Source organism: Streptomyces sp. NPDC023527 (assembly GCF_055560115.1).
Genome location: NZ_JBVHJJ010000002.1, coordinates 178,160 through 202,023 on the forward strand (window position 1 = coordinate 178,160; position 23,864 = coordinate 202,023).

Genomic DNA, 23,864 nt, shown 5'->3' on the forward strand with positions numbered 1-23,864 from the left:
GCCCCTTCGATCACGCTCACAGACGGTCCTCCGCGGTCACCGGGTCGGGGGCGTCGGCGGGCTCGCCTGGCGGGCCGCCGTGGGTCCAGGGCGTCCGCTCGGGATCGGGCAGCTCCGGACCACCGCGCGGGGCGTGCTCGAAGAGAGTCCAGCAGACGCGGTCGCCCTTCTCCGGCACGGAGCCCTCGTCGGGCACCTTGCCGCGCCCCATGCCGCCGGTCAGCCGCAGCGTCAGACAGCCCTCCTGGCCGGGCACATGGGCGACGAACTCCGCCGCCTGCGCCTTGCCGCCGTCGAGCACCCGGTGCACCTTCGCCCCCTCGGCCAGCAACGGACCGTCGTCCGTACGGACCGTCACCAGCGGCCTGGGACGCGCCACCTTCGCCTCCGAATACTCCATCACCACCTCGGTGACCTCCCCCGCGAACGCCTCACCGGCCAGCCGCCGGCCCGCCATGACCAGCGGATCGTCCAACGCCTCCTGCGCGTCCAGCTGCGCCTGCGCCGTCTCCCGCGCCGCGAGCTTGCGGGCCGCGGTCACCGCGTCGTCCCGCTTGGGCTGCGGCGGCTCGCCGGCCAGCACCCGGTCCCGGTGGGCGGTGTACGACCAGCGGTCGCGCTTCCACCGCTCGGCCACCCGCGCCCCCTCGGGCAGCGCGCGCAGCAGGTCCACGCCCTGCCACACGGCGTCCCAGGTCGGGCGCAGCTGGGACTCCAGCAGCGCGCGTATCTCCCGCTCGGCGCCCGGCCGCCCCGCGTCATAGCGGGCCGTCGCCGGGCCCAGGCGCTTGTTGTCGAAGACCGGGTCCGTCGCCGGGCCCGCGGGCGGGTGGACCAGCAGACCCTCCGCGTCGCGCGCCAGCTCCGCGCGGAGCGCCGCCTCGGCGCCCGACAGCCCCGGCGGAGGGGCGATCCAGGCGAGCAGCGCCCCCAGGTGCTGGTCCTCCAGATTGCTCTGGCCCGTCGCCCAGTGGCGGCCGAGCGTCTGCGTCATCGACAGCAGCAGCGACGAGCCCGGCACCCTCGCCCGCTCCCCGAAGTGCGTCAGCCAGCGGCCGAGCAGCGGCACGCGCGGGGGAGCGGGATACGGGGTCTCGGGGTCCTGCTCGGCGGTGCGCCGGAAGCGCATCGAGCGGCCGAGCAGCCGGACGTACTCCACGCCCGCCGTGCTCGGCACCAGCAGTTGCGGCGCGCCGGCGCACAGCTCGACGTCGACCGTGACCCTCTTCCCCGTCTCCGGGTCGGTCTCCTTGCGCTGCTCCGGCTCGACCTCCTCGGCATACCCCTCGACATAGGGCAGCACGGCGTCGGCCAGCTCCGCCAGGAACGCGAACCGCAGGTCACGGTCGCGCGGCTGGGGCACCACCAGCAGCCGCGGCGCGTCCCGGTCGGTGCCCACCATCGCGCCGAGCGGCGCACCGGCCTCCCCGGCGGTGGTCAGCGGCACCAGGACCAGCGGCCGGTCGGAGAGATGGCGGTGGCGCACGGTCGCCAAGGGCCGCGCCCGGCCGTCCCGTACGGCCTCCATCCGCGCGAGCGTGGTGATCAGCGACATGGGGCCTCCGTGCCGGCGGCGGACAGGGCCTCTCCGCGCAGGGCCGCCGCGCGGCGCAGGGCGGCCACCGTGGGGTCATCGGGGTCGCCCGCCGCGCCGCCGGCGGCGGCCAGCACGGCCTCGACCGTGGTCAGCCCGCCCAGCTCGCCGCGGACCCCGCGCCCGAGCACCTCCACCGCGCCGTCCTCGCGGGAGCGCGCCCGGCAGTGGAACGCCAGCTCGCACGCGCCCAGGCACTCCGGCGCGTACGCGGCGCCGACCGACTCGACCGCGGCGGTGAGCTCCGCGACGGGCCGGGTGGGGGTGCGCCCGTCCTCGGCCGGACGGAGGTCGAAGGTGGTGCCGTCGGGCAGCCCGGCGGCGATGTCCTCGACGCGGGTCAGCCGGGCGAGCTGGCGGCGGGTGGTGGCGAGCTGCTTGCGGACGTCGACGAGCTCGGCGGCCGGGAGGTTGGAGAAGTCCTTGGGGCAGACCAGCAGGACGTGCGGGCGGACCCGCTCGGGCTCCGGCGCGGGCAGCCGGCCGGCCACGTCCTGAAGAGCGAGCGCGTACACCGCCGCCTGGCGGGCAGCGGCGCCCACCTTGCCGGCGTCCGCGGCGCCGTCGATCATCGCGAAGGACTTGATCTCCACGACGGTCCACTGCCCGTCCGGGTGCACGACGACCGCGTCCGGCTCCAGATAGGCGGGGGTGCCGGCGACCTCCAGAGCCAGCAGGGGGTGGTCCAGAACGGTCCACCGCCCGGCGGCGGAGGCATCGCGAAGGGCCAGGGCCGTACGGGCCGTACGCCCCTCCGGGCCGGCGGCCGACAGGTCGGGGGCGTCGACCCGGCCCGGCTCGGGTGGCGGCGAGCCGTCGCGCAGGCGCTCGTGGAGCAGGCGGACCAGCGCCTCGCCGCCGTCGGCCTTGACCCGGGCCTCGAAGGCATTGCCCCGTACGAAGGCGAATTGCGACTGCCCGAACGTCGACGGCGAGCCGAGGGCCCGGGCCAGCGCGCCCTTGTCCACACCGGCGCCGTCGAGCAGCACCCGGCGCCGGCACCCGGGGTTGGCGGCCAGGGCCGCCAGGGCGCGGGCGTCCAGAGGGCGTGGCGCGGCGGCGGGGCCGCGCAGCTCAGCGAGCCGCTGCCGCAGCGCTGTCGGTGCGGCTGTCACCGGCACCGTGGGCGGGTTGTAGAGGGATCTGGTCACTGGCGTCCGCCTCGCGAGGATTCTCCGCTGTACCTGCCGAAGTCTCGCATCCGCCACTGACATTCGCGGGCGTCCCGGGGGTTTCCTCGCGCACCGCCCGGGAGAAACGGTTCCGCAGGCGGTCGACGGCCCGCAGCGCGGGCCGGGCCAGCAGGAGGCCGGCGACCATGACGGCGGCGCCGGCGACGGCGTCCAGGAAGTAGTGGTTGGCGGTGCCCATCACGACGAGGGTGATGGCCAGCGGATAGACCACGCCGGCGATCCTCGCCCAGGTGGTGCGGCCGTGCCGCCACAGCACGACCCCGCACCACAGCGCCCAGCCGACGTGCAGGCTCGGCATCGCCGCGTACTGGTTGGTCATCCCGCCGAGGCCGCGCGGCGCGCTGGCGTCGCCGCCCCACCAGCCGTACGACCCGTACTGCGCCATGGTGTCGACGAACCCCTGTGCGTCGTCCAGCAGGCGCGGCGGGCAGGTGGGCAGCAGGGTGAAGCCGACGAGGCCGATCAGGGTGGAGATCATCAGCCAGCTCCGCAGGAAGCGGTAGTCGGCCGGGCGGCGCCGGAAGGCCCAGATCAGGAGGGCGGGGGTGAGGATGTAGTGCAGGGAGGCGTAGGCGAAGTCGGCGGGTATGCCGAGCGCCGGGTGGTCCGTGAACAGCCGGTTGAGCGGGTGCTCGAAATTTATTCGGAAGGTCTTCTCGATGTCGAGGATCGACAGACCGTGATCGATGGCTGGCTGCACATCGCCGCGGACGAGCAGCCGGCCCGCCGAATACACCGCGTACACCACGGCGATCAGCGGCAGCTCGGTCCACCAGCGCGGCCGCTTCCCCAGTGGTGTGGTGCGGTACATCCGGACGCTCTCCATATGTTCAGGCGGCCAACAAGCGCGCATGCAACCGTACGGCGTACGCCAGGTCGATCGCACACCGCCCCGCGAGTTCCCGGAAACCTTGAGTTCGCCTGCTGTTCCGCCTCGGTCGGCGGGGCACGGGAGGGGAGACGCCTGTAATGACCGGGGGGTTGCCTGTGTCGGGCGTGAGCGATGATGGGAAGCAAGCAGATCGTTTCTGTCGGCTTTTGCCGATGTATGGGGTGATCTGTTGCGAAAATCACCGAGAACTTATGAAGGGGCTCTCGCCATGCCCTCTGCAGCGCGCATCCTGCTGGCCCGGCACGGACAGACCGAATGGTCGCTGTCCGGCAAGCACACCGGCCGCACGGACATCCCCCTCCTCGACGAGGGCCGCCGCGGCGCGAAGCTCCTCGGCGAGCGGCTCCACCGCGGCCCGTGGGACGGCCTGCCGGGCGTCGAGGTCCGTACGAGCCCCCTGGTGCGCGCCAAGGAGACCTGCGAGCTGGCCGGCTTCGGCGACCGGGCGACCGAGTGGGACGCCCTCATGGAGTGGGACTACGGCGCGTACGAGGGGATGACCCCCGCCGAGATCAAGGCGGGCCGCCCCGACTGGCTCATCTGGCGCGACGGCGTCCCCGAGGGGGAGACCCTCGCCGGGATCACCGCCCGCGCCGACGAGGTGGTGGAGTGGGCGCGGTCGGCCGACCGGGACGTCCTGATCTTCGCCCACGGGCACATCCTGCGCACGATCGGGGCGCGGTGGCTCGGGCTGGACGTGTCCTTCGGCTCGCGGATCCGGCTCGACCCGACGTCGCTCTCCATCCTGGGGTGGGCGTACGGGGCGCCGGCCATCGAGCGGTGGAACGACACCGGGCATCTGGGCTGAGGTTCCCCGTTCGGCGCGGCCCGGTGGGCCGTGTCCTCGACGCCGGACCGGTCCGATTCAGCGCGTGGCGGCCTCGTACCGGTCCAGGAAGGCCGCCACCCCCGGGTCGCCCCTGTGACGTCGCAAGGTGCGGGCGGTGGCCGCGAGCATCACGCGGACGCGGGTGGACTGGACCTGCGACAGGAGGTCCAGGGCCCGTTCGCTCTCGGCCGCCGCCTCGTCCGGCGCGCCGCCGCGGGCCAGATCGCCCGCCAGCTGGGTGGTGAACAGCGCGATGTTGCGGGTGAAGTGCTCGTTCTGGAGATCCACCGCGCGCCGGGCGTGGTCCGCGGCGCGCGTCCAGTCGCCGAGCGCCGACCAGCACTGCGCCTCCAGACCCTCCAGCTCCGCCTCGCCGAAGAACGACATCCACTCCGGATCCGCGTCGGCGGGACCGCGCTCGAACAGGGTGCGGGCCCGCAGCAGCGCCTCCTCGCAGGCCGGCCGGTCCGCGAGCCCGGCCCAGCCGCCCGCCTCGCGCAGCGTCAGCAGCGACATCAGCCGCGGCGACGGCAGCTGCCGGGCCGCCCGCTGCGCCGCCTGCGCCGCCCGTACGGCCTCGCGCGGGCGCCCCGCGTCGCGCGCGAGGAAGGCGGTGTTGCAGAAGGCATGTGCCTCCAGCGCCGCGTCGCCGGCCACCCGCGCCGTGGCCAGCGCCTCCGCGTAGTGCGAGCGGGCATCGGCGAAGCGGCCCGAGTCGTGCGCCAGCCAGCCGACGGAGATGGCCAGTTCACCGGCGCCCGAGTGCAGCCGGTCCGCGACCGACTGCCGGCGCGTGTCGGCGTCCAGCAGGTCGTACGCGACCCGCAGGGGCCGCGCGGCGCGCCGGTAGATGCCGTCCGCTCCGTGGCGGTCGTCGAGCAGCCGGATGCGGCGGACCGCCTGCTCGACGGCGGCGGCCTCCGTCTCGCCGACGCGGCGCCGGTCGCGGGCGCCGGGCACGGCGCCCGGGGAGGCACCCCACGAGGTGCCGCGGGAAGCACCCCAGGAAGCCGATGCCACGGCGGCCGTACCGCTGGTCATGAACGCGCGACGCAACACGTCGCCCTCCTTGAGGCTCTCGAAGGGCTTGCCGGATGAGCCGCCGGGTTCCGGCGGCGGGGCGACGGCGCTCTCCCGCGCCCCCCGTCCGCGTACCACGTCTCGGGGAACGAAACCCATGTCCGCCGGTTCCCGGCCGGGGAACATATGCCGGAACACCCGCTCGTAGGCGTAGTTGGGGCAGCGGATCTCCCCGGACTCCACCCGCCCGATGTAGCGCGCGTCGCACGAGACCTGCTCGCCGATCTCACGGGCGGCCCGCCGCACGGCCGCGGCGAACTCACCCGGCGACCTCGCCCCGCGCAACTCCCGGAAGGCGGTGTTCGGGCGCTGGGTGCCGCCGCCTCTGCCGTCGGACGGGGCTGACGAGGACGCTTGGGACGACGCCATGGCCGGACCCTCTCCCGTGGCGAGTGCTGCCGTAGTGGCGGAGAAACCGTACCGGTTGGCAGGGGCTCACTACACCCTGTTTGGCTACAAACCGGATATCTCACCCGCGATCCGCCATGAACCGCCATCCTTTGTGACGGCATGGCGCCGTAGCCGTTGACGTACTGCGGACGTTGAACTCCTTGGAGCGCGCTCGACGCGGAGTGGCACGGCGGAGGAGGGGTTTCCCTTGGTGGAGGCCGGAGTGGACATCAGCAGCTCGCGGACGACGGCCCTGCACCAGCCGCGTCAGGACCACAGCCCGTCCCCGATCCCGTGCGTGCCCCCCTCCGTGGACGCCGGCCCGTGCGACCTCGTGACCGTTCCCGCCCGCCAGGGCCTGGAGGCGGTCGACATCCTGCGGCTGCGCGACGGCGTGGGGCCCGTGCTGCACGACGGCGAGTGCGACACCCTCGGCTTCCTCGTCCCGCCCGGCACGGCGGACGCCTGGGACATGCCGGGCAGCGCCTGCACCCAGACCTACGACGGCGGGACGGCCGCGGGCCCGGCCGCCGAGCCGCCGCTCACCGGCACGGGGTGGCTGGTGGCGCCCGAGGCGGCGTTCTCGGAGGCGACCGACCCCGCGGTGCTGCGGGCCGCGCTGGGTGAGGCCGCGCGCACGATCGCCGCGGTCGACCGCTGCCGGTAGCCCGGCCCCGGGCGGAGCCCCGGTCACCCGGGGGATACTTGCCGGGTGGCAAACCGTAAGCAGAAGCAAACGCGCGGGCGCGCGGCCGAACCCCTCTCGGAGCAGGTCACCGGCGGCACCGCCGAGCTCGTGCCCGACCGGGACCGCCCCCGCGGCTTCACTCTGCTCATCGACGGTGCGCCGCAGTCCCACGTGGATCTCGACGACCCCTCCTACCTCGACTTCGCCTACCAGCGCCGCCTCGGCCACATCGCCGACCTCGTCGCGCCGCCCGGCAAGCCCCTTCAGGTGCTGCACCTCGGCGGGGGAGCGTTCACCCTCGCCCGCTACGTCGCCGCGACCCGGCCCCGCTCCACCCAGCAGATCGTGGAGATCGACGCGCCGCTCGTCCAGTTCGTACGCCGCGAACTGCCCCTGGACGGCGGCTGGCGGATCCGGGTGCGGAGCGGGGACGCGCGCGAGGGGCTGGCCAAGGTCCCGGACGGCTGGGCGGACCTGATCATCGCCGACGTCTTCAGCGGCGCCCGCACCCCCGCGCACCTGACCAGCGCCGAGTTCGCGGGCGAGGTGCGGCGGGCGCTGCGGCCCGGCGGCTTCTACGCCGCGAACCTCGCCGACGGCCCGCCACTGGCGTACGTCAAGGCGCAGATCGCCACCGTACGGACCGTCTTCCCCGAGCTGTGCCTGACCGCCGACCCGGCGGTGCTGCGCGGCCGCCGCTTCGGCAACGCCGTGCTGCTGGCCTCCGACCGGGAGCTGCCGGTCGCCGAGCTGACCCGGCGCGCCGCCACCGACCCGCACCAGGGCCGGGTCGAACACGGCCGCGCGCTGGCCGACTTCACCGGCGGCGCGGCGCCCGTCACCGACGCGAGCGCCCGCCCGTCTCCGGCGCCGCCGCCCTCCGTCTTCGAATAAGGCCCCGCCGCCTCAGAACGGGGGCAGCTGCCCCGTCCGTGCCACCTGGGCGTACCAGCGAGCGCTGGACTTGGGCGTACGGGCCTGGGTGGCGTAGTCGACGTACACCGCGCCGAAGCGCTTGCTGTAGCCGTACGCCCACTCGAAATTGTCGAGCAGCGACCAGAGGAAGTAGCCGCGCACGTCCGCGCCGTCGGCGATGGCGCGCCGGACGGCGTCGAGGTGGGCGTGCAGATACGCGATGCGCTCCGGGTCGTGCACCACGCCCTGGCCGTCCGGCTTGTCGTCGTAGGCCGCGCCGTTCTCGGTGACCACCAGCGGCAGCCCGGGGAACTCGTGGGTGAAGCGCATCAGCAGGTCGTGCAGGCCGGTGGGGTCCACGGACCAGTCCATCGCGGTCCGCTTGCCCGGCGGGCGGTGGAAGGCGACCTGACCGGCGCCCGGCCAGGGGGAGACGTCCCCGCCGCCGTGGCCGTCCTCGTGCGGCGGGCGATTGTCAGTGGTGCCTGATACCAATGAAGGCGCGTAGTAATTGACGCCCAGTGAGTCGAGGGGGTGCCGGATGACGCCCGGGTCGCCGTCGTGCACGAAGGACCAGTCGGTGAGGGACGCCGTGTCCGCGATCAGGTCGGCGGGGTACGCCCCGCGGAGCATGGGCTCGGTGAAGATACGGGTGGAGAGCGCGTCGACGCGCCGCTGGGCGTCCAGGTCCGCCGGGGCGTCGGTGAGGGCTCGCACGGCCGAGGGATTGAGCGTGACGGAGACCTGGGCCGCCGAGGGGAGCGCGGCGCGCAGCGCCTGCGCGCCGAGGCCGTGCGCGAGGTTGAGGTGGTGGGCGGCGCGCAGGGCCGCCACGTCGTCCGTACGGCCCGGGGCGTGCACCCCTGAGCCGTAGCCGAGGAAGGCGCTGCACCAGGGTTCGTTGAGGGTCGTCCACAGCTCCACGCGGTCACCGAGCGCCTCGGCGACCAGGTGCGCGTAGTCGGCGAAGCGGTGCGCGGTGCCGCGCTCCGGCCAGCCGCCGGCCGACTCCAGCTCCTGGGGCAGGTCCCAGTGATAGAGCGTCAGTACGGGCTTGATGCCGTGGTCGAGGAGGTCGTCGACGAGGGCGCGGTAGAAGTCCAGGCCCGCCTGGGCGGCCGGACCGCGCCCACCGGGCTGGACGCGCGGCCAGGAGACGGAGAAGCGGTAGGCGCCCAGACCCAGGTCGGCCATGAGGCGCACGTCCTCCTCGCGGCGGTGGTAGTGGTCGGTGGCGGTGTCCCCGGTGTCGCCGCCGAGGACCTTGCCGGGCGTGCGGCAGAAGGTGTCCCAGATCGAGGGGGTGCGGCCGTCCTTCTGGGCCGCGCCCTCGACCTGGTACGCGGCGGTCGCGGCGCCCCAGAGGAAGCCGGGCGGGAAGTTCACGGTCATGGAAGCGCTCCCAAGGTGGGGGGAGGGGTGCGGTGGGGGGATCAGCCTTTGACGGCGCCCTGCATGATGCCGCCGACGATCTGTTTGCCGAAGACGGTGAAGGCGAGCAGCAGCGGCAGGGTGCCCAGCAGCGCGCCGGCCATGATCACCGCTTGGTCGGGCACATAGCCGCGCCCCAGGCCGGTGAGCGCGACCTGCACGGTCGGGTTCTCCTGGGTCAGCGCGATGATCGGCCAGAAGAAGTCGTTCCACGCCTGGACGAAGGAGAGCATCGCCAGCACGGCCATCGCGGGCCGCGCCACGGGGAAGACCACGTGCCACACCACCCGCAGGCTGCTCGCCCCGTCGACACGGGCCGCCTCGATCAGCTCGGTGGGCAGCGCCTCCACCAGGTACTGCCGCATGAAGAACACCCCGAAGGCGCTGACCAGCGTGGGCAGGACCACCGACTGGAGCTGGTTGGTCCAGTGCAGATCGGCGATGACCATGAAGAGGGGGACGACGCTCAGCTGCGGCGGCACCATCATCGTGCCGATCGTCAGCAGCAACAGCACGTTCTGGAAGCGGAACCGCAGCTTCGCGAAGGCGAAACCGGCGATGGTGCAGAACAGCGTGGTGCCGAGCGCGATCGAGGAGGCCACCAGCAGCGTGTTCAGCAGCGCCAGGCCCATATGGGCGTCGGTCCAGGCCGTGCCGAGGTTGGTCAGCAGCCGGCCGCCGAACCAGAACGGCGGCGGCGTCCGGGCGAGCCGGGCGTTGTCGCGGGAGGCGGCGACCGCCGTCCACACCAGGGGGAACAGCGACCCCGCCGTGAACAGCGCCAGCACCGCGTAGGTGGCCGGCCCGCCGTGCAGCTGGCGCCCCGCGCGCCGGGCGCCGGTCCGCCGCCGCCCACTCGTCGTGGTCGTCACATCAGCCCCTCACCGGCTCTTGTGCAGCCGCCGCGCGATCAGCAGATTGACCGCGGCGATCAGCAGCAGGATCAGGAACATCGTCCAGGCGACGGCGGAGGCGCGCCCGAGATGGAAGTTGAACCACCCCTGTTCGTAGAGGTAGAGGCCCAGCGTCTGGAACTGGTGCGAGGCCCCGCCCTTCTGCCCGCCCGCCCCGCCGAACAGCAGCGGCTCCCCGAAGAGCTGCGTCGCCCCGATCGTCGAGACCACGACCGTGAAGAGGATCGTCGGCCGCAGCGCGGGGATGGTGACATACAGGAACTGCTGCCGCCGCGACGCCCCGTCCAGCGCCGCCGATTCGTACAGCTCGTCCGGCACGGCCTGCATGGCGGCCAGATAGATCAGCGCGTTGTAGCCCGTCCACCGCCAGATCACGATCGAGGAGACGGCGAACTGCGAGGCCCAGGTCGAGCTCTGCCAGTCCACCGGCCCGACGCCCACCGAGCCCAGCGCCCAGTTGATCATCCCGTAGTCGCGGCCGTAGAGCAGCACGAAGACCAGCGTCGCCGCGGCGACCGAGGTGGCGTACGGGGTCAGCAGCGCGACCCGCCAGAAGGAGGCCGCGCGCAGCCGGTAGTGCAGCAGATGGGCCAGGCCCAGGGCCATCAGCAGCTGGGGGACGGTCGAGATGACGCCGATGGTGAAGGTGTTGAGCAGGGCGTTCCAGAAGAATTCGTCGTCCAGCAGCCGGGTGTAGTTGTGCGGCCCCACCCACTCCATGTGGTCCGGCGCCGACAGCTCCACGCGGTGCAGCGAGGCCCAGCCCGTATAGATGAGCGGGAAGATCCCGAACGCCGAGAAGAAGAGGAAGAACGGCGCGACGAAGGCGTACGGGCTGTAGCGGACGTCCCAGCGGTAGAGGCGGCTGTGCCGGCGGCGCGGCCCGCTGCGGGGCGGCCGGTCGAGGCCGTTCTCGGGCGGCGGCGCCGGGGCGCCCTCGACCGCCTCGGCCGCGGCCGTCATTCGTCCACCGCGTTGTGGATCTCCCTCTGCGCGGCCTTCCAGCCCGTGCGCGGCGACCGGCCCTGCAGCTCCACCTGGGGGATGCCCACGTCGGTGAACGCCGTGCCGATCTGCTGCTCCCGCGGGCCGAAGACCAGCCGGGGGATGCCCCGGGCCGCCACCGAGAAGATCTGCCCGGTCGGCGCGCCGCCGAAGTAGGGGTTACGGGCGTCCTTGACCTGCGGCATCGCATACGAGGCGGGGGTGGAGGGGATGCTCGCCTGCCGGTCGAAGAGCTTGGCCTGCTGCGCGGGCGCCGTCAGCCAGACGGCCAGTTCGACCGCCGCGTTCCGGTGCCGGGCGGCCTTCGGCACGGCGATGAAGGAGCCGCCCCAGTTGGCGGGCCGGGGCGCGGTGGTCACGTCCCACTTGTCCTTGCCCTCGGCCCCCGCCTTCTCCTTGATGTAGCCCAGCATCCAGGGCGGGCAGGCCACGGTGGCGAAGCGGCCGTTCGCGTACGCCTGGTCCCAGGGCTTCTCGAACTGCTTCAGCCGGGCGGTCAGGCCGCCCCGCGCCGCCTGCATCGCCAGGCCCCAGGACTCCTTGACGGCGGGGCTCGTGCGGTAGACGGGCCGGCCGCGGCGGTCGTAGTAGCGCTCCGAATAGGCGTGGATGGAGGCGTTGTAGACCCCGGCCGCCGAGTCGGTGAAGACCGTGCCCTCCGGTGCGTTCTCCTTGTAGGCCAGGCCGGTGTCGATGTACTTCTGCCAGTCACCGGCCCACAGCCGGCCGACGGCCACCCGGTCGGTGGGCAGCCCGGCCCGCTCGAAGAGGTCCTTGCGGTAGCACATGGCGATCGGCCCGATGTCCGTGCCGAGCCCGATCGTCCTGCCGTCCGCCGTCGTGGCCTGCGCCCACTTCCACTCCAGCCAGTCGCGCTTGCGGACGCCCTTGGCCTTCGACAGGTCCACGAACCGGTCGGCCTGCGTGGTGGCCAGGTCGTAGATGTTGCCCACCTCGACGGCCTGGATGTCCGACAGGCCGCTGCCCGCCGCGAGGTGGGTCAGGAGCTGCGGATAGTAGGCGTCGTTCCGCTCGATCACGCTCTCCTTGATCGTGACGTCCGGGTGCAGCTTCTCGTACTCGGCGTAGAGACCGGCCTGCTTGTAGCCGAAGACACCGAAGGTGCCGATGGTGACGGTGGTCCGCTTCCCGCTGCCGCCGGGGCCGCCTCCGCCGGCGCTCTCGACATCCCCGCCGTCCTGGGCACAGGCGCCGAAGAGCCCCGCGCCGAGCGCCGCGACGGCCGCGCCGGCCATTATCCGGCGCGGGGACGTGCGGATGCGGCTGCGCATGGCGTCCTCCTGGTGCCTCGACGTACGGACTCGTGCCAACTCGGGCATGACGATGTCGTGTTCGTTGCTGCCGCCCATCCGGCGGCATACGGCGTAGGGGCGGGCCGGATACTGTGGGAGCGCTCCCATGTCTCGATGTCTTGAAGAGTCGTCGGAACCTGGCGGAGAGTCAAGGATGCCCACGGCGTGCTGACGAGGGAGGCGGCGATGTCCACCGGGTCGACCACGCCGCACACCGGGGACGGTCCGCCGCACCGCCGCGCCCGCCGCCCCGGCCCCACTCTGGAAGAGGTCGCCGCCCGGGCCGGAGTGGGCCGCGGCACCGCCTCCCGGGTGCTGAACGGCTCGCCGCGCGTGAGCGAGCGCGCCCGGGCCGCCGTCGAACGGGCCGTCACCGAATTGGGCTACGTCCCCCACCGCGCCGCCCGCGCCCTCGCCGCGGGCAGCGCCGACACCGTCGCCCTCGTCATACCCGAGCCCGGCACCGCCCTCTTCCCCGATGCCACGTTCGCGGCGATCGTCCGCGGGGTGGGCGCCGAGCTCGCCGAGGGCGACATACAGCTGCTGCTCGTCCTGCTGCGCACCCCCGACGACCGCCGCCGCTTCGCGGGCCGTTTGGCTGCGCAGCACGTCGACGGCGTGTTGGTGGTGTCGGTGCACGGCGACGACCCGCTGCCCGGGCTGCTCGCCGGGACCGGCATACCGGCCGTGCTCACCGGCTGCCCCGCCCTGGGGGAAGCGCTGTCCCTCGTCGACGTCGACGACACCGGCGGCGCCCGCGCCGCCGTCGAGCATCTGCTGGATCGAGGCCGCCGTACGGTCGCGGTGCTCGCCGGGCCGCCCGGGTGCCGCGCGGCCGGGTGCCGCCTCGACGGCTACCGGCAGGCGCTCGAAGCGGCCGGCCGTACCCCGGACGACACGCTCCTCGGCGCCGCCGATGGCACCGAGGACAGCGTCTACGCCGCGACGCGCGCGCTCCTTGACCGCCGCCCGGCGCTCGACGCGGTCCTCGCGCTCTCCGACACCCTGGCCGCCGGCGCGTTGCGGGCCCTGCGCGCGGCGGGGCGCCGCGTCCCGGAGGACGTCGCTCTCGTCGGCTTCGGCGATTCGCCCCTCGCCCGCCGGCTGGATCCGCCGCTCACCAGTGTCCGCCGTCCGGTGGAGGAGCTGGGGCGCGCGATGGCCCGTACTCTCCTCACCCGGATCGGGGATTGTGGCGCAGATCACGCCCGGATCGTACTGCCCGCGCAACTCGTCGTCCGCGCGTCGTCCTGACGCGCCGTACGGAACAGCCGCTTGCCGTACAACGCCGAAGGCCCGGTCCGCTTTCGCGGACCGGGCCTTCGATCAGGGTGAGTAACGGGACTTGAACCCGCGACATCCTGGACCACAACCAGGTGCTCTGCCAGCTGAGCTATACCCACCATGTCCGGTGTGTTTCCCACCGGCTGAGGAAAAGTGTACAGGGTCCTCAGGGGTGCTCGCTCCCAGGTAAATGGCGCGTCCTGGGAGCGAGCCGTGAAGCTACCCCTGAGCGGGCAGCACGTGCTTGGCCGCGATGGCCTTCGCGCTGTCCGAGTCCGGGCCGGGCTGCGGTACGAAGATCGCCTCGCGGTAGTAGCGGAGCTCGGCGATCGACTCGCGGATGTCCGCGAGCGCCCGGTGGTTGCCGTTCTTCTTGGGGCTGCTGAAGTAGGCCCGCGGATACCAGCGGCGGGCCAGCTCCTTCACCGACGACACGTCGACGATGCGGTAGTGCAGGTGGCTCTCCAGCGCGGGCATGTCCCGGAAGAGGAAGCCGCGGTCGGTGCCGACCGAGTTTCCGCACAGCGGGGCCTTGCCCGCCTCCGGGACGTGCTCGCGGACGTACGCCAGGACCTGCCGCTCCGCGTCCTCGAGCGTGGTCCCCTTGTCCAGTTCCGCGAGCAGCCCGGAGGCCGTGTGCATCTGGCGCACCACCTCGGGCATGGTGACGAGGGCCTCGGCGGGCGGGCGGACGACGATGTCCACACCGTCGCCGAGGATGTTCAGCTCAGAGTCGGTGACCAGTGCGGCCACCTCGATGAGCGCGTCGTCCGACAGCGAGAGCCCGGTCATCTCGCAGTCGATCCACACCATGCGATCGTTCATGCGTCTCACCCTACGGGGCGTTCCCGCTGACCGGGCAGCCGTGGGCTGTAGAGGTCGGACTCCGGCTTGCCCGGGTCGGGGCCGGCGGCGCTGTGCCCGGTGTGACCACCGCCGAGCCCACCGTGACCACCTGGGTGCACGCCGTAGCCACTGTGCCCGCCGTGCGGGGGCGGTGTGGCCATGACGGCACCGGTGGCCGCATGGGCCGTGGCGGCCATGGCGGGCCGCCGCATTCCCATGGGCGCCGGTTCCCCGGTCCGCTGCTCACCGATCTCCGGCCGGTCGAACCGGTCGTGACGCTCGCCCCGGTCCGTACGGTCCGGGCGCTCGCCCCGATCCGGCCGTCCGTCCCCGCTCTGGGGACGGCGCGCCCGGTACGCGGCCCGGTAGGCGGCCGGGGAGGACCCCAGCTGCCTGCGGAAATGGCCGCGCAGAGCCACGGGTGAACGGAAGCCGCAGCGCCCGGCGACCTCGTCCACGGAATAGTCCGAGGTCTCCAGGAGCCGCTGTGCCTGAAGCACCCGCTGGGTGATCAGCCACTGCAGCGGAGCGCTTCCGGTGAGCGAACGGAACCGCCGGTCGAACGTGCGGCGGCTCATATAGGCACGGGCGGCCAGGGTCTCCACGTCGAACTGCTCGTGGAGGTGCTCCAGCGCCCAGGCGACGACCTCGGCGAGCGGGTCGGCGCCGATCTCCTCCGGTAAAGACCGGTCGAGATAGCGCTCCTGTCCGCCGCTTCGGCGGGGCGGTACGACGAGACGGCGGGCCAGGGCCCCCGCCGCGTCGGCGCCGTGGTCGGTGCGGACGATGTGCAGGCACAGGTCGATGCCTGCCGCGGTGCCCGCGGAGGTCAGTACGTCACCGTCGTCGACGAAGAGCTCCCGCGGGTCCACATGGACCGAGGGATAGCGCTTGGCGAGCGTCGGCGCGTACATCCAGTGAGTAGTGGCGGGCCTGCCGTCGAGCAGGCCCGCGGCGGCCAGTACAAAGGCACCGGTGCACAGCCCCACGATGCGGGCACCCTCTTCATGGGCGCGGCGCAGTGCGTCGAGTGCGGCGGTCGGTGGCGGCTGGGTGATCGACCGCCAGGCCGGTACGACGACGGTGCCGGCCCGGGAGAGTGCCTCCAGGCCGTACGGTGCGGTCAATTCCAGGCCGCCGGTTGTTCGCAATGGCACATCTTCGCCCGCGCACACCAGCAAGCGGTAGCGGGGTACCCCAGCGTCCTGTCGGTCGATCCCGAACACTGAGAGTGGAATGGAGCTTTCGAAGATGGGGCCGCCGCTGAAAAGCAGCACTGCGACGATCTCCCGGCGGCGGCGTCCGGAGAGCTTGCGCGTGGTCTCCGGTACGGTCGTGGAGTCCTGGCTCATGGCGCTAAGCCCCCCTCGGCGGTCGAGTCCTCTCGGTCCTGCACGTTTCCCCTCGGTCCTGAACGGTTCCCCCGCCGGTCATGGCCAAGATCGAATCTACTGCGTCACACGGAGTCGCGGTGACCAGTTCACCACCCGGCTCTATGTCGACATGGCAACTTGGCGCGAAGCGTTCGATCACGAAGCGTTGCACTTGCAGGGCTCGGTGAAAAGTACGCCTCTCGCCCATGCCCAATCCCCGTAGGGTGCAACCGCCCTCTGCGGTCCTTTCCTTGCTGGTCGACCGGCTGTTGGGGGCTGCTCAAGCCAAGCTGAGGGGTTCGGCGCCAAGTTGGCTGAAAACCGACGGGTGCAGATGTATGAAGGCGTCATTCACCGGACGTACTACCCGGCGTACTCCCCGATCCGGGGCTCCCCGTGTGACGTCCACCGCGGTGCGCGCCGCCACCTGTGCGGCCGTGCCGGCCGCGGTGCGGAACGGTCTGCTCCGCCGCCACCCGCGCCGCGTGCCGCTCGGACTGCCGCAGCAGGGCCCGGCAGGCGCAGGTAAGGGCCACCAGGCCGGCGGCCGTGCCCGCCGCGCCGCCGAAGGACTGACCGCACATCAGCAGGACAACGGGGACCAGGACGCAGCTGAACGCCGCCCAGCGGACCACATCGCTCACCGGATCGGGGGAGACCCCCTCGGTCTCGGCGGAGCGGTCGTGATCACGGTTCCCGGGCACGGAGCGGCTCCCTGCTGACGGCGGCTGGCGGTGGTACAACGCCCGGCCGGCCGCCCGGGTCACTGGGTGGGGACGCATCGGGGGTACGGGGGGAGCGCGGCAGGAGTGCGACAGGAGTGCGGTGGGGGCATTGCGCTACGGGCCCGCCTCGTGCATGCTCCGGGGAACGCCCGGCCCGGCTCTTGTCGGCCGGGCGGCCTCTGGGCAGGCAGCGAGTGTCGCCGTACCCTTAGGGGTAAGTGCTTGAAAAGATGAATCCCGGACGGATTTCTCGTTCATGATCCACCTCCGGGCCGCACCCCCGACAACTCCAACCAGCCCACCGCCGATCCCTCCGCACGAGGACTCCCTTCGCCGAGACACCGATGGCCGGTCACGAATTCTCCGAACCCGCGGACCGCAAGCGGGTCGCCGATCACGAGGCGCACCCCGAAGCGGCGGAAGAAACACGCCATTCCTGCGATCCGGCGTTCCAGCACGGTGTCGTGGTGGGCTTCGACGGCTCCACGTCAAGCGAGCGAGCGCTTGCGTATGCAATCGGGATGGCCCGGCGCTCCGGCTCGGGGCTGATCATCGTCCATGTGGCCAACCGGCTGCCGACCACCGTCTGGGCGGGCTGTGAGCCGCCGGTCTTCGTCGATGTGCCCGACCATCGCACCGAGGTCCTGGGCCTCGAACTGGCCTGTGCGGACTATCTGTCGGAAGTGCCGTGGATCCTCGTCGAGCGCGGTGGGGACATCTGCCACGAACTGGAAGAAGTCGGGCGGGAGTATTCGGCGGACGCGATCGTCGTCGGCTCCACGCACGGCCTGGTCGGCCGGATCTTCGGCTCGGTGGCGGGGCGGCTGGCGCGGCGCGCGCAGCGGCCGGTCGTGGTGATCCCGTGAGTGCGCCGGTGTCGCGAGCCGGCTGATTTCCTGGGCGCCGGCGCTCGTGCCGGGCGCGTCAACACTCCTACCCCGTACGGGCGATGGCTCGCGCCCCCGATTTTTGACGCCCATTGAATCTACCCGCGCGTAGGGGTGGAGAGGGCTCCGGTGGCGGGTAGGTACCGCTCGGACGACGTGCTGCCGGACGGGAGGTGACGGTTCCCGGAACCGGTGGCATCACCGCCGGCGGGAGGGCGACGCCGGCACAGGGGAGGCGGTCTCCCCCACGCGAGTGGTGGCACACGTGGGGGAGGACCGTCTCTCGGGCCCGCCGCGGACAGGCGGGCGGGCCCGAGATCGTGTCGCCCGCCGAGGGCGGGCGCGGGGCGACTACTCGACCGTGACGGACTTCGCCAGGTTGCGCGGCTTGTCGATGTCGCGGCCCATGGCCTTCGCCGTGTAGTAGGCGAGGAGCTGGAGCGGGATGCCCATGAGGATCGGGTCCAGCTCGTCCTCGTTCTTCGGCACCACGATCGTGTGGTCGGCCTTCTCCTGGACCTGGTGCGCGACGGCGAGGATGCGGCCGCTGCGGGCCTTGATCTCCTCCAGCGCGGCGCGGTTCTTCTCCAGCAGGTCGTCGTCCGGGACGATCGCGACCGTCGGCATCGCCGGCTCGATCAGCGCGAGCGGACCGTGCTTGAGCTCGGACGCGGGGTAGGCCTCGGCGTGGATGTACGAGACCTCCTTGAGCTTCAGCGACGCCTCGCGGGCGACCGGGTAGCCCCGGACGCGACCGATGAACATCATCGACTTGGCGTCGGCGTACTCCGCGGCCAGCTTCTCGATCTCGCCCTCGTTCGCGAGGATCTCGGCGATCTGCTCGGGCAGCTTGCGCAGGCCCGCGATGATCCGCTTGCCGTCGGCGACGGACAGGTCGCGGGTGCGGCCCAGGTGCAGGGCGAGCAGGCCGAAGGAGACCACCATGTTGGTGAAGCACTTGGTGGAGACGACGCAGACCTCGGGGCCGGCGTGGACGTAGATGCCGCCGTCGGTCTCGCGGGCGATGGCGGAACCGACCACGTTGACCAGGCCGAGGACGCGGGCGCCCTTGCGCTTGAGCTCCTGGACGGCGGCGAGCACGTCGTAGGTCTCACCGGACTGGGACACCGCGATGTAGAGGGTGTCGGGGTCCACGACCGGGTTGCGGTAGCGGAACTCCGAGGCCGGCTCGGCGTCGGCGGGGATCCGGGCGAGCTCCTCGATCATCTGGGCGCCGATCTGACCGGCGTGGTACGAGGTGCCGCAGCCGAGGATCTTCACCCGGCGCACGGCGCGGGCGTCGCGGGCGTCGAGGTTCAGGCCGCCCAGGTGCACGGTGGAGAAGCGGTCGTCGATCCGGCCGCGCAGGGCGCGGTCGACCGCGTCGGCCTGCTCGTGGATCTCCTTGTGCATGTACGTGTCATGGCCGCCCATGTCGTACGACTCGGCCTCCCACTCCACGGTGGTCGGCGTGGCGGAGGTGGTGGAGCCCTCGGTGGTGTACGTGCGGTAGTCGTCCGCCTTGAGGGTGGCCATCTCGCCGTCGTCGAGGGTGACGACCTGGCGGGTGTGGCTGACCAGCGCGGCGACGTCGGAGGAGACGAACATCTCCTTCTCGCCTATGCCCAGCACGACGGGAGAGCCGTTGCGGGCGACGACGATGCGGTCCGGGAAGTCGGCGTGCAGGACGGCGATGCCGTACGTGCCCTCGATGTGGCGGACGGCCTCGCGGACCTTCTCCTCCAGCGTCCCGGCCTCGGAACGGGCGATGAGGTGGGCGAGGACCTCGGTGTCGGTGTCGGAGACGAAGGTGAAACCGTCGGCGGTCAGCTTCGCGCGCAGCTCGGAGGCGTTGTCGATGATGCCGTTGTGGACGACGGCGACCTTCTCCTCGGCGTCCAGGTGCGGGTGCGCGTTGACGTCGTTCGGGGCGCCGTGGGTGGCCCAGCGGGTGTGGGCGATGCCGGTGGTGCCCGCGAAGCGCTTGGGCAGGCGGGACTCCAGCTCGCGGACGCGGCCCTTGGCCTTGGCGGACTTCAGGCCGCCGGCCTTGCCGCTCGCGTGCAGGGCGATACCGGCGGAGTCGTAGCCGCGGTACTCCAGGCGCTGGAGGCCCTCCAGCAGGAGCGGGGCGACGTCGCGCTTACCGATATATCCAACGATTCCGCACATGGTGTTGACCCTCCCAGGCAAACGATCAGTGATGCTCGGCGGCGGCAGGAGCCGCCGGTCTCAGCCGTAGACGATGCGGCGCAGCTGCCGCAGTGAGAGTTCCGGCGGCGCCACCGCGCGGTGCGGCAGCTCCGCCGCGATCCGCTCGAAGATCTCCGCGTTGTTCAGTCCACCGGACTGGAGCTCGCGGTGCCGGCGGCGCACGAACGTCTCGGTCGTCTCGTCGAAGTACGCCAGGACGTCCAGGACCACCCGGGCGGCCTCGCCGCGCTGAAGCGGCGTGCTGCGCACCAGGTGGTCCACCAGGTCGTCATGGGTCATACGGCGTTCGAGCACCCGTTGATACTGAGGGCTATCGGAGTCATTCGCAAGAATCCTGCCCGATTTCGGGCAAGCTCAAGCGGAAACTTGGGGGGAAGTGTCTAGAAACGCTTCAAAACCGCCTGTTTCGCCGCGGTGAACTCGTCCTCGGTCAGCACCCCGGCCCGGTGCAGCTCACCCAGCTCCCGCAGCCGCCGCAGCAGCGCGTCATGATCGGCGCCCGGTTCCGCTGCCCGTGCGCCGCCCGCCCCGGCCTCGCCGGCCGGGACCAGGGCCGGGCGGGCCAGTCCCTGCTGGCCGGGGCCCGACGGATGCGGCAGCCGGGCCGTGACGGCGGCCGCGACCAGCGCCATCAGCGGGTCCTTCTTGAAGCCGTACAGCTCGATGGCGTACGGGTCGTGCTTCGGCGGCAGCTTGGTCACCACCCTCGGCACGACGAAGCGCAGATAGCCGTTCTCCAGCCCGGCGGACGGCAGCCACTCCACCGCTCCGATGTCCGACAGCGGCAGCGTCTGGGTGCCCGCCGAGCTCTTGCTCTCCTCGGTCTTCCAGTTCCACTCCAGCCGCACCCACTCGCCGTCGAAGGCGACCGTGCCGTCCCCGGCGCCCACTGACAGCGGCACGGCCGGCCCCGGCAGCAGATACCGGTCCGTGGGCCCCTCGGGCACCTGCTCCAGCAGCAGGGCGTTGCGCACCTCGGCCACGAAGTACTCCGCCACGCCCGCGCGGCCGGAGTCCACCGCCAGCTGGTACGGATCGGCGCCGCCGGGCAGCCGCCCGCGCGTGACCTGCGACAGGGGATCGGCCCCGTCGCGCAGGCGAAGCCGCAGCCGGCCGCTCTTGCGGCCCGGTTCGAAGGCGACGCCCGCCACCGCCGACAGCGGAACGGCCACTTCACCCAGCGTCTGCCGCATCAGGTGCACCCCGCGCTCCCGGCCCGGCACGATCCGTATCGTGTCGCCGTCGAACGTCCACGTGCCGTCCTTCTGGAGGATCTCAGCCATGGGTGGATTCTCGCAGGCCCGTGCATGGGACAAGGGGAAACAGGAGGCGCGGGAGACGAGGGCGGCCTTGACGGTCACCCGGGCCGACGGTACTCAAGTGGTCGTTCGTGTGCGCGAATTCCCGTAAGCAGGTTCGCTGAAGGGATCCTCTGTGAGACGACGCCCCGGCACCCTGCCCCGGTTGCTGTGCTCCCTGCTGCTCGTCGCGGCCGCCGGCGCCGCCGTCCGGGCCGAGGCCACCGCCGCCCCCGGGCCCACGCCCCTCGACCGGATCGTCCCCGCCCCCGCGTCCGTACGAGCCGGTGGTGACCCCTACGAGATCACCGAACGCACCCGCATCCAGGTGCCCCAGGGCTCCCGCGAGGCACGCCGGGTCGGCGAACAGCTGGCGGAGCTGCTGCGCCCGTCCACGGGCTACGCCCTGCCCGTCACCTCCGCCCCTCCGGGCGGCCGGGGCGGTGGGATCCGGCTGGCCCTCGGCGACCCCGACCGGGCCCTGGGCGCCGAGGGCTACCGGCTGTCCGTGACCGCCCGCGCCGTGACGATCAGCGCCCGGGAGAGCGCCGGGCTCTTCCACGGCGTCCAGACGCTGCGCCAGCTGCTGCCCGCGCGCGTGGAGCGCGCCGCCCGGCAGCCCGGGCCCTGGCGGGTCGCCGGCGGCACCGTCACCGACGCGCCCCGCTACGCCTACCGGGGCGCGATGCTGGACGTCGCCCGGCACTTCTTCACCGTCACCCAGATCGAGCGGTACATCGACCGGCTCGCGCTCTACAAGATCAACCGGCTGCACCTGCACCTCTCCGACGACCAGGGCTGGCGCATCGCCGTCGACTCCTGGCCCCGCCTGGCCACGTACGGCGGCAGCACCCAGGTGGGCGGCGGCCCGGGCGGCCACTACAGCAAGGACGACTACCGCGAGATCGTCCGCTACGCCGCCGACCGCCACCTGACCGTCGTGCCCGAGATCGACATGCCCGGCCACACCAACGCGGCCCTCGCCTCCTACGCCCGCCTCAACTGCGACGGCGTGGCCCCGCCGCTCTACACCGGCACCGCCGTCGGCTTCAGCTCGCTGTGCGTGCCCAAGGCGGACACGTACGACTTCGTGGACGACGTCATCGGCGAGCTGGCGGCGCTGACCCCCGGCCCGTATCTGCACATCGGCGGCGACGAGGCGCACTCCACCTCCCACCTCGACTATGTGGCCTTCATGGACCGGGCGCAGGCGGCCGTCGCCCGGCACGGCAAGACCGTGATCGGCTGGCACCAGCTCGCCGGGGCCCGCCCGGCGCCGGGCGCGCTGCTGCAGTACTGGGGCCTGAACGGCGGCGAGAAGGACGTCGCGGACGCGGCCCGCACCGGGACGGGCCTGATCCTCTCCCCGGCCAACCGCGCCTACCTCGACATGAAATACACCAAGGACACCCCGCTCGGCCTGGACTGGGCCGGGCTGGTCGAGGTCCGGCAGTCCTACGACTGGGATCCGGCGACCGTCGTCAAGGGCGCCCCGGAGGGGTCCGTGGCGGGCGTCGAGGCGCCGCTGTGGACGGAGACGGTCGTCACCGGAGCGCACATCGACTACATGGCCTTCCCGCGCCTGCCGGGCCTCGCGGAGCTCGGGTGGTCACCGGCCGCCGCGCATGACTGGGCGGCCTACCGGGTGCGCCTTGCGGCGCAGGCTCCTCGGTGGGACGCGTTGGGGATCTCTTATTACCGGTCGCCGCAGGTGTCGTGGCCGGCGTCGTGACGCGTCCGCAGGCCGTGGGGGTCACCGGCCGCCCTCAATCGCCGGGCAGGCTGAAAGAGCCTGCCCGGCGATCGAGGGCAAAGGGTGCGGCGCTCAGCCGGTGAGGCCCAGCTCGCGGGCGATCAGCATCCGCTGGACCTCGCTCGTGCCCTCGCCGATCTCCAGGATCTTGGAGTCCCGCCACATGCGGGCGACCGGGTACTCGTTCATGAAGCCGTAGCCGCCGTGGATCTGGGTGGCCTCGCGGGCGTTGGTGACCGCGATCTCCGAGGAGTAGAGCTTCGCGAGCGCCGCCTCCTTCTTGAACGGCTCGCCGTGCAGCAGGCGGGACGCGGCGTCGCGCCAGGCGATCCGGGCGGTGTGCGCGCGCATCTCCATGTCGGCCAGCTTGAACTGGATCGCCTGGTTGGCGCCGATCGGCCGGCCGAACGCCTCGCGGGTCCTGGCATAGCTCACCGACTCGTCGACACAGCCCTGCGCCAGGCCCGTGGCCAGCGCGGAGATCGCGATCCGGCCCTCGTCCAGTATCCGCAGGAACTGGGCGTAGCCGCGCCCCTCCTCGCCCAGCAGGTTCGCCGCCGGGACGCGGACGTCGGAGAACGACAGCTCACGGGTGTCGGAGGCGTTCCAGCCGACCTTGGAGTACGGGGCGGCGACCGTGAAGCCGGGGGTGCCGGAGGGCACGATGATCGAGGAGATCCGCGGCTTGCCCTCCTCGGTGCGACCGGTGACCGCCGTGACCGTGACCAGGCCGGTGATGTCCGTACCGGAGTTGGTGATGAAGCACTTGGTGCCGTTGATGACCCATTCGCCGGTGGCCTCGTCCAGGCGGGCGGTGGTGCGGGTGCCGCCCGCGTCCGAGCCGGCCCCCGGCTCGGTCAGCCCGAAGGCGCCCAGCATCTCGCCGGAACACAGCCGGGGCAGCCACTCACGCTTCTGCTCCTCCGTGCCGAAGCGGAAGACGGGCATCGCGCCCAGCGAGACGCCGGCCTCAAGGGTGATCGCAACGGAGGAGTCGACCCGGGCCAGCTCCTCCAGGGCGAGGCACAGGGCCAGGTAGTCGCCGCCCATCCCGCCGTACTCCTCGGGGAAGGGCAGCCCGAAAAGGCCCATGCGCCCCATCTCCCGCACGATCTCGTACGGGAACTCGTGGCGCTCGTAGTAGTCGCCGATCTTCGGCGCGACCACGTCGTGGGCGAACTCCTCGACCGTGCGGCGGAGTTCCTCGTGTTCGGGGGAGAGGCGGTGATCCAGCGACATG

At 72.5% G+C, this 23,864-nt stretch carries 21 protein-coding genes and 1 tRNA gene; 6 read left to right on the forward strand and 16 right to left on the reverse strand.

The window, feature by feature from the left end:
- Window positions 1-16: 16 nt before the first annotated feature.
- From ACZ303_RS04350 to ACZ303_RS04360, 3 genes are read right to left on the reverse strand one after another with little or no spacing between them, the layout of a single operon-like run.
- On the reverse strand, window positions 17-1,555 hold the full coding sequence (locus ACZ303_RS04350; protein WP_467334902.1) for a hypothetical protein: 1,539 nt from the start codon (window positions 1,553-1,555) through the stop codon (window positions 17-19).
- Window positions 1,546-2,745 (reverse strand): hypothetical protein, encoded by a 1,200-nt coding sequence (locus ACZ303_RS04355; RefSeq protein ID WP_467334904.1) that lies wholly within the window; start codon window positions 2,743-2,745, stop codon window positions 1,546-1,548. Before ACZ303_RS04355 ends, ACZ303_RS04350 begins: the two co-directional genes overlap by 10 nt.
- Entirely contained in the window at window positions 2,669-3,598 is a 930-nt protein-coding gene (locus tag ACZ303_RS04360; protein ID WP_467334906.1) for a phosphatase PAP2 family protein, read from the reverse strand. Before ACZ303_RS04360 ends, ACZ303_RS04355 begins: the two co-directional genes overlap by 77 nt.
- A 289-nt stretch (window positions 3,599-3,887) precedes the next feature.
- Between ACZ303_RS04360 and ACZ303_RS04365 the strand changes: the two genes are divergently transcribed.
- Entirely contained in the window at window positions 3,888-4,487 is a 600-nt protein-coding gene (locus ACZ303_RS04365) for a histidine phosphatase family protein (RefSeq protein ID WP_467334908.1), read from the forward strand.
- Window positions 4,488-4,544: 57 nt separating this feature from the next.
- On the opposite strand, the gene ACZ303_RS04370 is transcribed toward ACZ303_RS04365, so the two are convergent.
- Window positions 4,545-5,957, reverse strand: coding sequence for a tetratricopeptide repeat protein (locus tag ACZ303_RS04370; protein WP_467334910.1), 1,413 nt, complete (start codon window positions 5,955-5,957; stop codon window positions 4,545-4,547).
- A gap of 229 nt (window positions 5,958-6,186) precedes the next feature.
- Here ACZ303_RS04370 and ACZ303_RS04375 point away from each other — a divergent pair, with 229 nt between their 5' ends.
- Complete coding sequence (locus ACZ303_RS04375; RefSeq protein WP_467334912.1) at window positions 6,187-6,645, forward strand: hypothetical protein; 459 nt, start codon at window positions 6,187-6,189, stop codon at window positions 6,643-6,645.
- A 45-nt stretch (window positions 6,646-6,690) separates the two neighbouring features.
- The gene (locus tag ACZ303_RS04380; RefSeq protein ID WP_467334914.1) at window positions 6,691-7,560 is read left to right on the forward strand and encodes a spermidine synthase; all 870 of its coding nucleotides are present in this window, start codon (window positions 6,691-6,693) and stop codon (window positions 7,558-7,560) included.
- 12 nt (window positions 7,561-7,572) lie between these two features.
- On the opposite strand, the gene ACZ303_RS04385 is transcribed toward ACZ303_RS04380, so the two are convergent.
- Genes ACZ303_RS04385 through ACZ303_RS04400 form a run of 4 tightly spaced genes read right to left on the reverse strand, consistent with a single transcriptional unit; the run spans window position 7,573 to window position 12,223 of the window.
- Entirely contained in the window at window positions 7,573-8,973 is a 1,401-nt protein-coding gene (locus ACZ303_RS04385) for a GH1 family beta-glucosidase (protein ID WP_467334916.1), read from the reverse strand.
- Window positions 8,974-9,014: 41 nt separating this feature from the next.
- Window positions 9,015-9,884, reverse strand: coding sequence for a carbohydrate ABC transporter permease (locus tag ACZ303_RS04390; protein ID WP_467334918.1), 870 nt, complete (start codon window positions 9,882-9,884; stop codon window positions 9,015-9,017).
- A 9-nt stretch (window positions 9,885-9,893) separates the two neighbouring features.
- Window positions 9,894-10,889 (reverse strand): carbohydrate ABC transporter permease, encoded by a 996-nt coding sequence (locus ACZ303_RS04395; RefSeq protein WP_467334920.1) that lies wholly within the window; start codon window positions 10,887-10,889, stop codon window positions 9,894-9,896.
- Entirely contained in the window at window positions 10,886-12,223 is a 1,338-nt protein-coding gene (locus ACZ303_RS04400; RefSeq protein ID WP_467335787.1) for an ABC transporter substrate-binding protein, read from the reverse strand. Before ACZ303_RS04400 ends, ACZ303_RS04395 begins: the two co-directional genes overlap by 4 nt.
- Window positions 12,224-12,430: 207 nt before the next feature.
- On the opposite strand from ACZ303_RS04400, the gene ACZ303_RS04405 reads away from it, so the two are divergent.
- Window positions 12,431-13,498 (forward strand): LacI family DNA-binding transcriptional regulator, encoded by a 1,068-nt coding sequence (locus ACZ303_RS04405; protein WP_467334922.1) that lies wholly within the window; start codon window positions 12,431-12,433, stop codon window positions 13,496-13,498.
- Between the two features lie 76 nt (window positions 13,499-13,574).
- Here the strand turns inward: ACZ303_RS04405 and ACZ303_RS04410 are convergent.
- From ACZ303_RS04410 to ACZ303_RS04425, 4 genes are all read right to left on the reverse strand, one after another.
- A tRNA-His gene (locus ACZ303_RS04410) sits at window positions 13,575-13,647 on the reverse strand.
- Between the two features lie 100 nt (window positions 13,648-13,747).
- On the reverse strand, window positions 13,748-14,353 hold the full coding sequence (orn, locus tag ACZ303_RS04415) for an oligoribonuclease (protein ID WP_467334924.1): 606 nt from the start codon (window positions 14,351-14,353) through the stop codon (window positions 13,748-13,750).
- A 5-nt stretch (window positions 14,354-14,358) separates the two neighbouring features.
- On the reverse strand, window positions 14,359-15,726 hold the full coding sequence (locus ACZ303_RS04420; protein WP_467334926.1) for a helix-turn-helix domain-containing protein: 1,368 nt from the start codon (window positions 15,724-15,726) through the stop codon (window positions 14,359-14,361).
- Between the two features lie 368 nt (window positions 15,727-16,094).
- Entirely contained in the window at window positions 16,095-16,451 is a 357-nt protein-coding gene (locus ACZ303_RS04425) for a hypothetical protein (RefSeq protein WP_467334928.1), read from the reverse strand.
- Window positions 16,452-16,816: 365 nt separating this feature from the next.
- Here ACZ303_RS04425 and ACZ303_RS04430 point away from each other — a divergent pair, with 365 nt between their 5' ends.
- Window positions 16,817-17,338 (forward strand): universal stress protein, encoded by a 522-nt coding sequence (locus ACZ303_RS04430; protein ID WP_215082839.1) that lies wholly within the window; start codon window positions 16,817-16,819, stop codon window positions 17,336-17,338.
- A 372-nt stretch (window positions 17,339-17,710) separates the two neighbouring features.
- Here the strand turns inward: ACZ303_RS04430 and glmS are convergent, their stop codons facing one another.
- The 3 genes from glmS to ACZ303_RS04445 all read right to left on the reverse strand — a co-directional run bounded on the left by glmS (window position 17,711) and on the right by ACZ303_RS04445 (window position 20,856).
- On the reverse strand, window positions 17,711-19,531 hold the full coding sequence (gene glmS, locus ACZ303_RS04435) for a glutamine--fructose-6-phosphate transaminase (isomerizing) (protein ID WP_467334932.1): 1,821 nt from the start codon (window positions 19,529-19,531) through the stop codon (window positions 17,711-17,713).
- 60 nt (window positions 19,532-19,591) lie between these two features.
- The gene (locus ACZ303_RS04440; protein ID WP_184729590.1) at window positions 19,592-19,867 is read right to left on the reverse strand and encodes a hypothetical protein; all 276 of its coding nucleotides are present in this window, start codon (window positions 19,865-19,867) and stop codon (window positions 19,592-19,594) included.
- Window positions 19,868-19,953: 86 nt separating this feature from the next.
- On the reverse strand, window positions 19,954-20,856 hold the full coding sequence (locus ACZ303_RS04445) for a DUF4429 domain-containing protein (protein ID WP_467334934.1): 903 nt from the start codon (window positions 20,854-20,856) through the stop codon (window positions 19,954-19,956).
- Between the two features lie 151 nt (window positions 20,857-21,007).
- On the opposite strand from ACZ303_RS04445, the gene ACZ303_RS04450 reads away from it, so the two are divergent.
- The gene (locus ACZ303_RS04450; protein ID WP_467334936.1) at window positions 21,008-22,603 is read left to right on the forward strand and encodes a beta-N-acetylhexosaminidase; all 1,596 of its coding nucleotides are present in this window, start codon (window positions 21,008-21,010) and stop codon (window positions 22,601-22,603) included.
- 93 nt (window positions 22,604-22,696) lie between these two features.
- Here ACZ303_RS04450 and ACZ303_RS04455 read toward each other — a convergent pair whose 3' ends face one another.
- Complete coding sequence (locus ACZ303_RS04455; RefSeq protein WP_467334938.1) at window positions 22,697-23,863, reverse strand: acyl-CoA dehydrogenase family protein; 1,167 nt, start codon at window positions 23,861-23,863, stop codon at window positions 22,697-22,699.
- Between the last annotated feature and the right edge of the window lies 1 nt (window position 23,864).

What these genes read in the sequence shown, in the direction of transcription:
- ACZ303_RS04445 (WP_467334934.1), bottom strand. Translation starts at nt 20,856, where the DNA reads ATGGCTGAGATCCTCCAGAAGGACGGCACGTGGACGTTCGACGGCGAC.
- ACZ303_RS04350 (WP_467334902.1), bottom strand. Translation starts at nt 1,555, where the DNA reads ATGTCGCTGATCACCACGCTCGCGCGGATGGAGGCCGTACGGGACGGC.
- ACZ303_RS04395 (WP_467334920.1), bottom strand. Translation starts at nt 10,889, where the DNA reads ATGACGGCCGCGGCCGAGGCGGTCGAGGGCGCCCCGGCGCCGCCGCCC.
- ACZ303_RS04430 (WP_215082839.1), top strand. Translation starts at nt 16,817, where the DNA reads ATGGCCGGTCACGAATTCTCCGAACCCGCGGACCGCAAGCGGGTCGCC.
- ACZ303_RS04370 (WP_467334910.1), bottom strand. Translation starts at nt 5,957, where the DNA reads ATGGCGTCGTCCCAAGCGTCCTCGTCAGCCCCGTCCGACGGCAGAGGC.
- ACZ303_RS04400 (WP_467335787.1), bottom strand. Translation starts at nt 12,223, where the DNA reads ATGCGCAGCCGCATCCGCACGTCCCCGCGCCGGATAATGGCCGGCGCG.
- ACZ303_RS04385 (WP_467334916.1), bottom strand. Translation starts at nt 8,973, where the DNA reads ATGACCGTGAACTTCCCGCCCGGCTTCCTCTGGGGCGCCGCGACCGCC.
- orn (WP_467334924.1), bottom strand. Translation starts at nt 14,353, where the DNA reads ATGAACGATCGCATGGTGTGGATCGACTGCGAGATGACCGGGCTCTCG.
- glmS (WP_467334932.1), bottom strand. Translation starts at nt 19,531, where the DNA reads ATGTGCGGAATCGTTGGATATATCGGTAAGCGCGACGTCGCCCCGCTC.
- ACZ303_RS04365 (WP_467334908.1), top strand. Translation starts at nt 3,888, where the DNA reads ATGCCCTCTGCAGCGCGCATCCTGCTGGCCCGGCACGGACAGACCGAA.
- ACZ303_RS04455 (WP_467334938.1), bottom strand. Translation starts at nt 23,863, where the DNA reads ATGTCGCTGGATCACCGCCTCTCCCCCGAACACGAGGAACTCCGCCGC.
- ACZ303_RS04420 (WP_467334926.1), bottom strand. Translation starts at nt 15,726, where the DNA reads ATGAGCCAGGACTCCACGACCGTACCGGAGACCACGCGCAAGCTCTCC.
- ACZ303_RS04405 (WP_467334922.1), top strand. Translation starts at nt 12,431, where the DNA reads ATGTCCACCGGGTCGACCACGCCGCACACCGGGGACGGTCCGCCGCAC.
- ACZ303_RS04360 (WP_467334906.1), bottom strand. Translation starts at nt 3,598, where the DNA reads ATGTACCGCACCACACCACTGGGGAAGCGGCCGCGCTGGTGGACCGAG.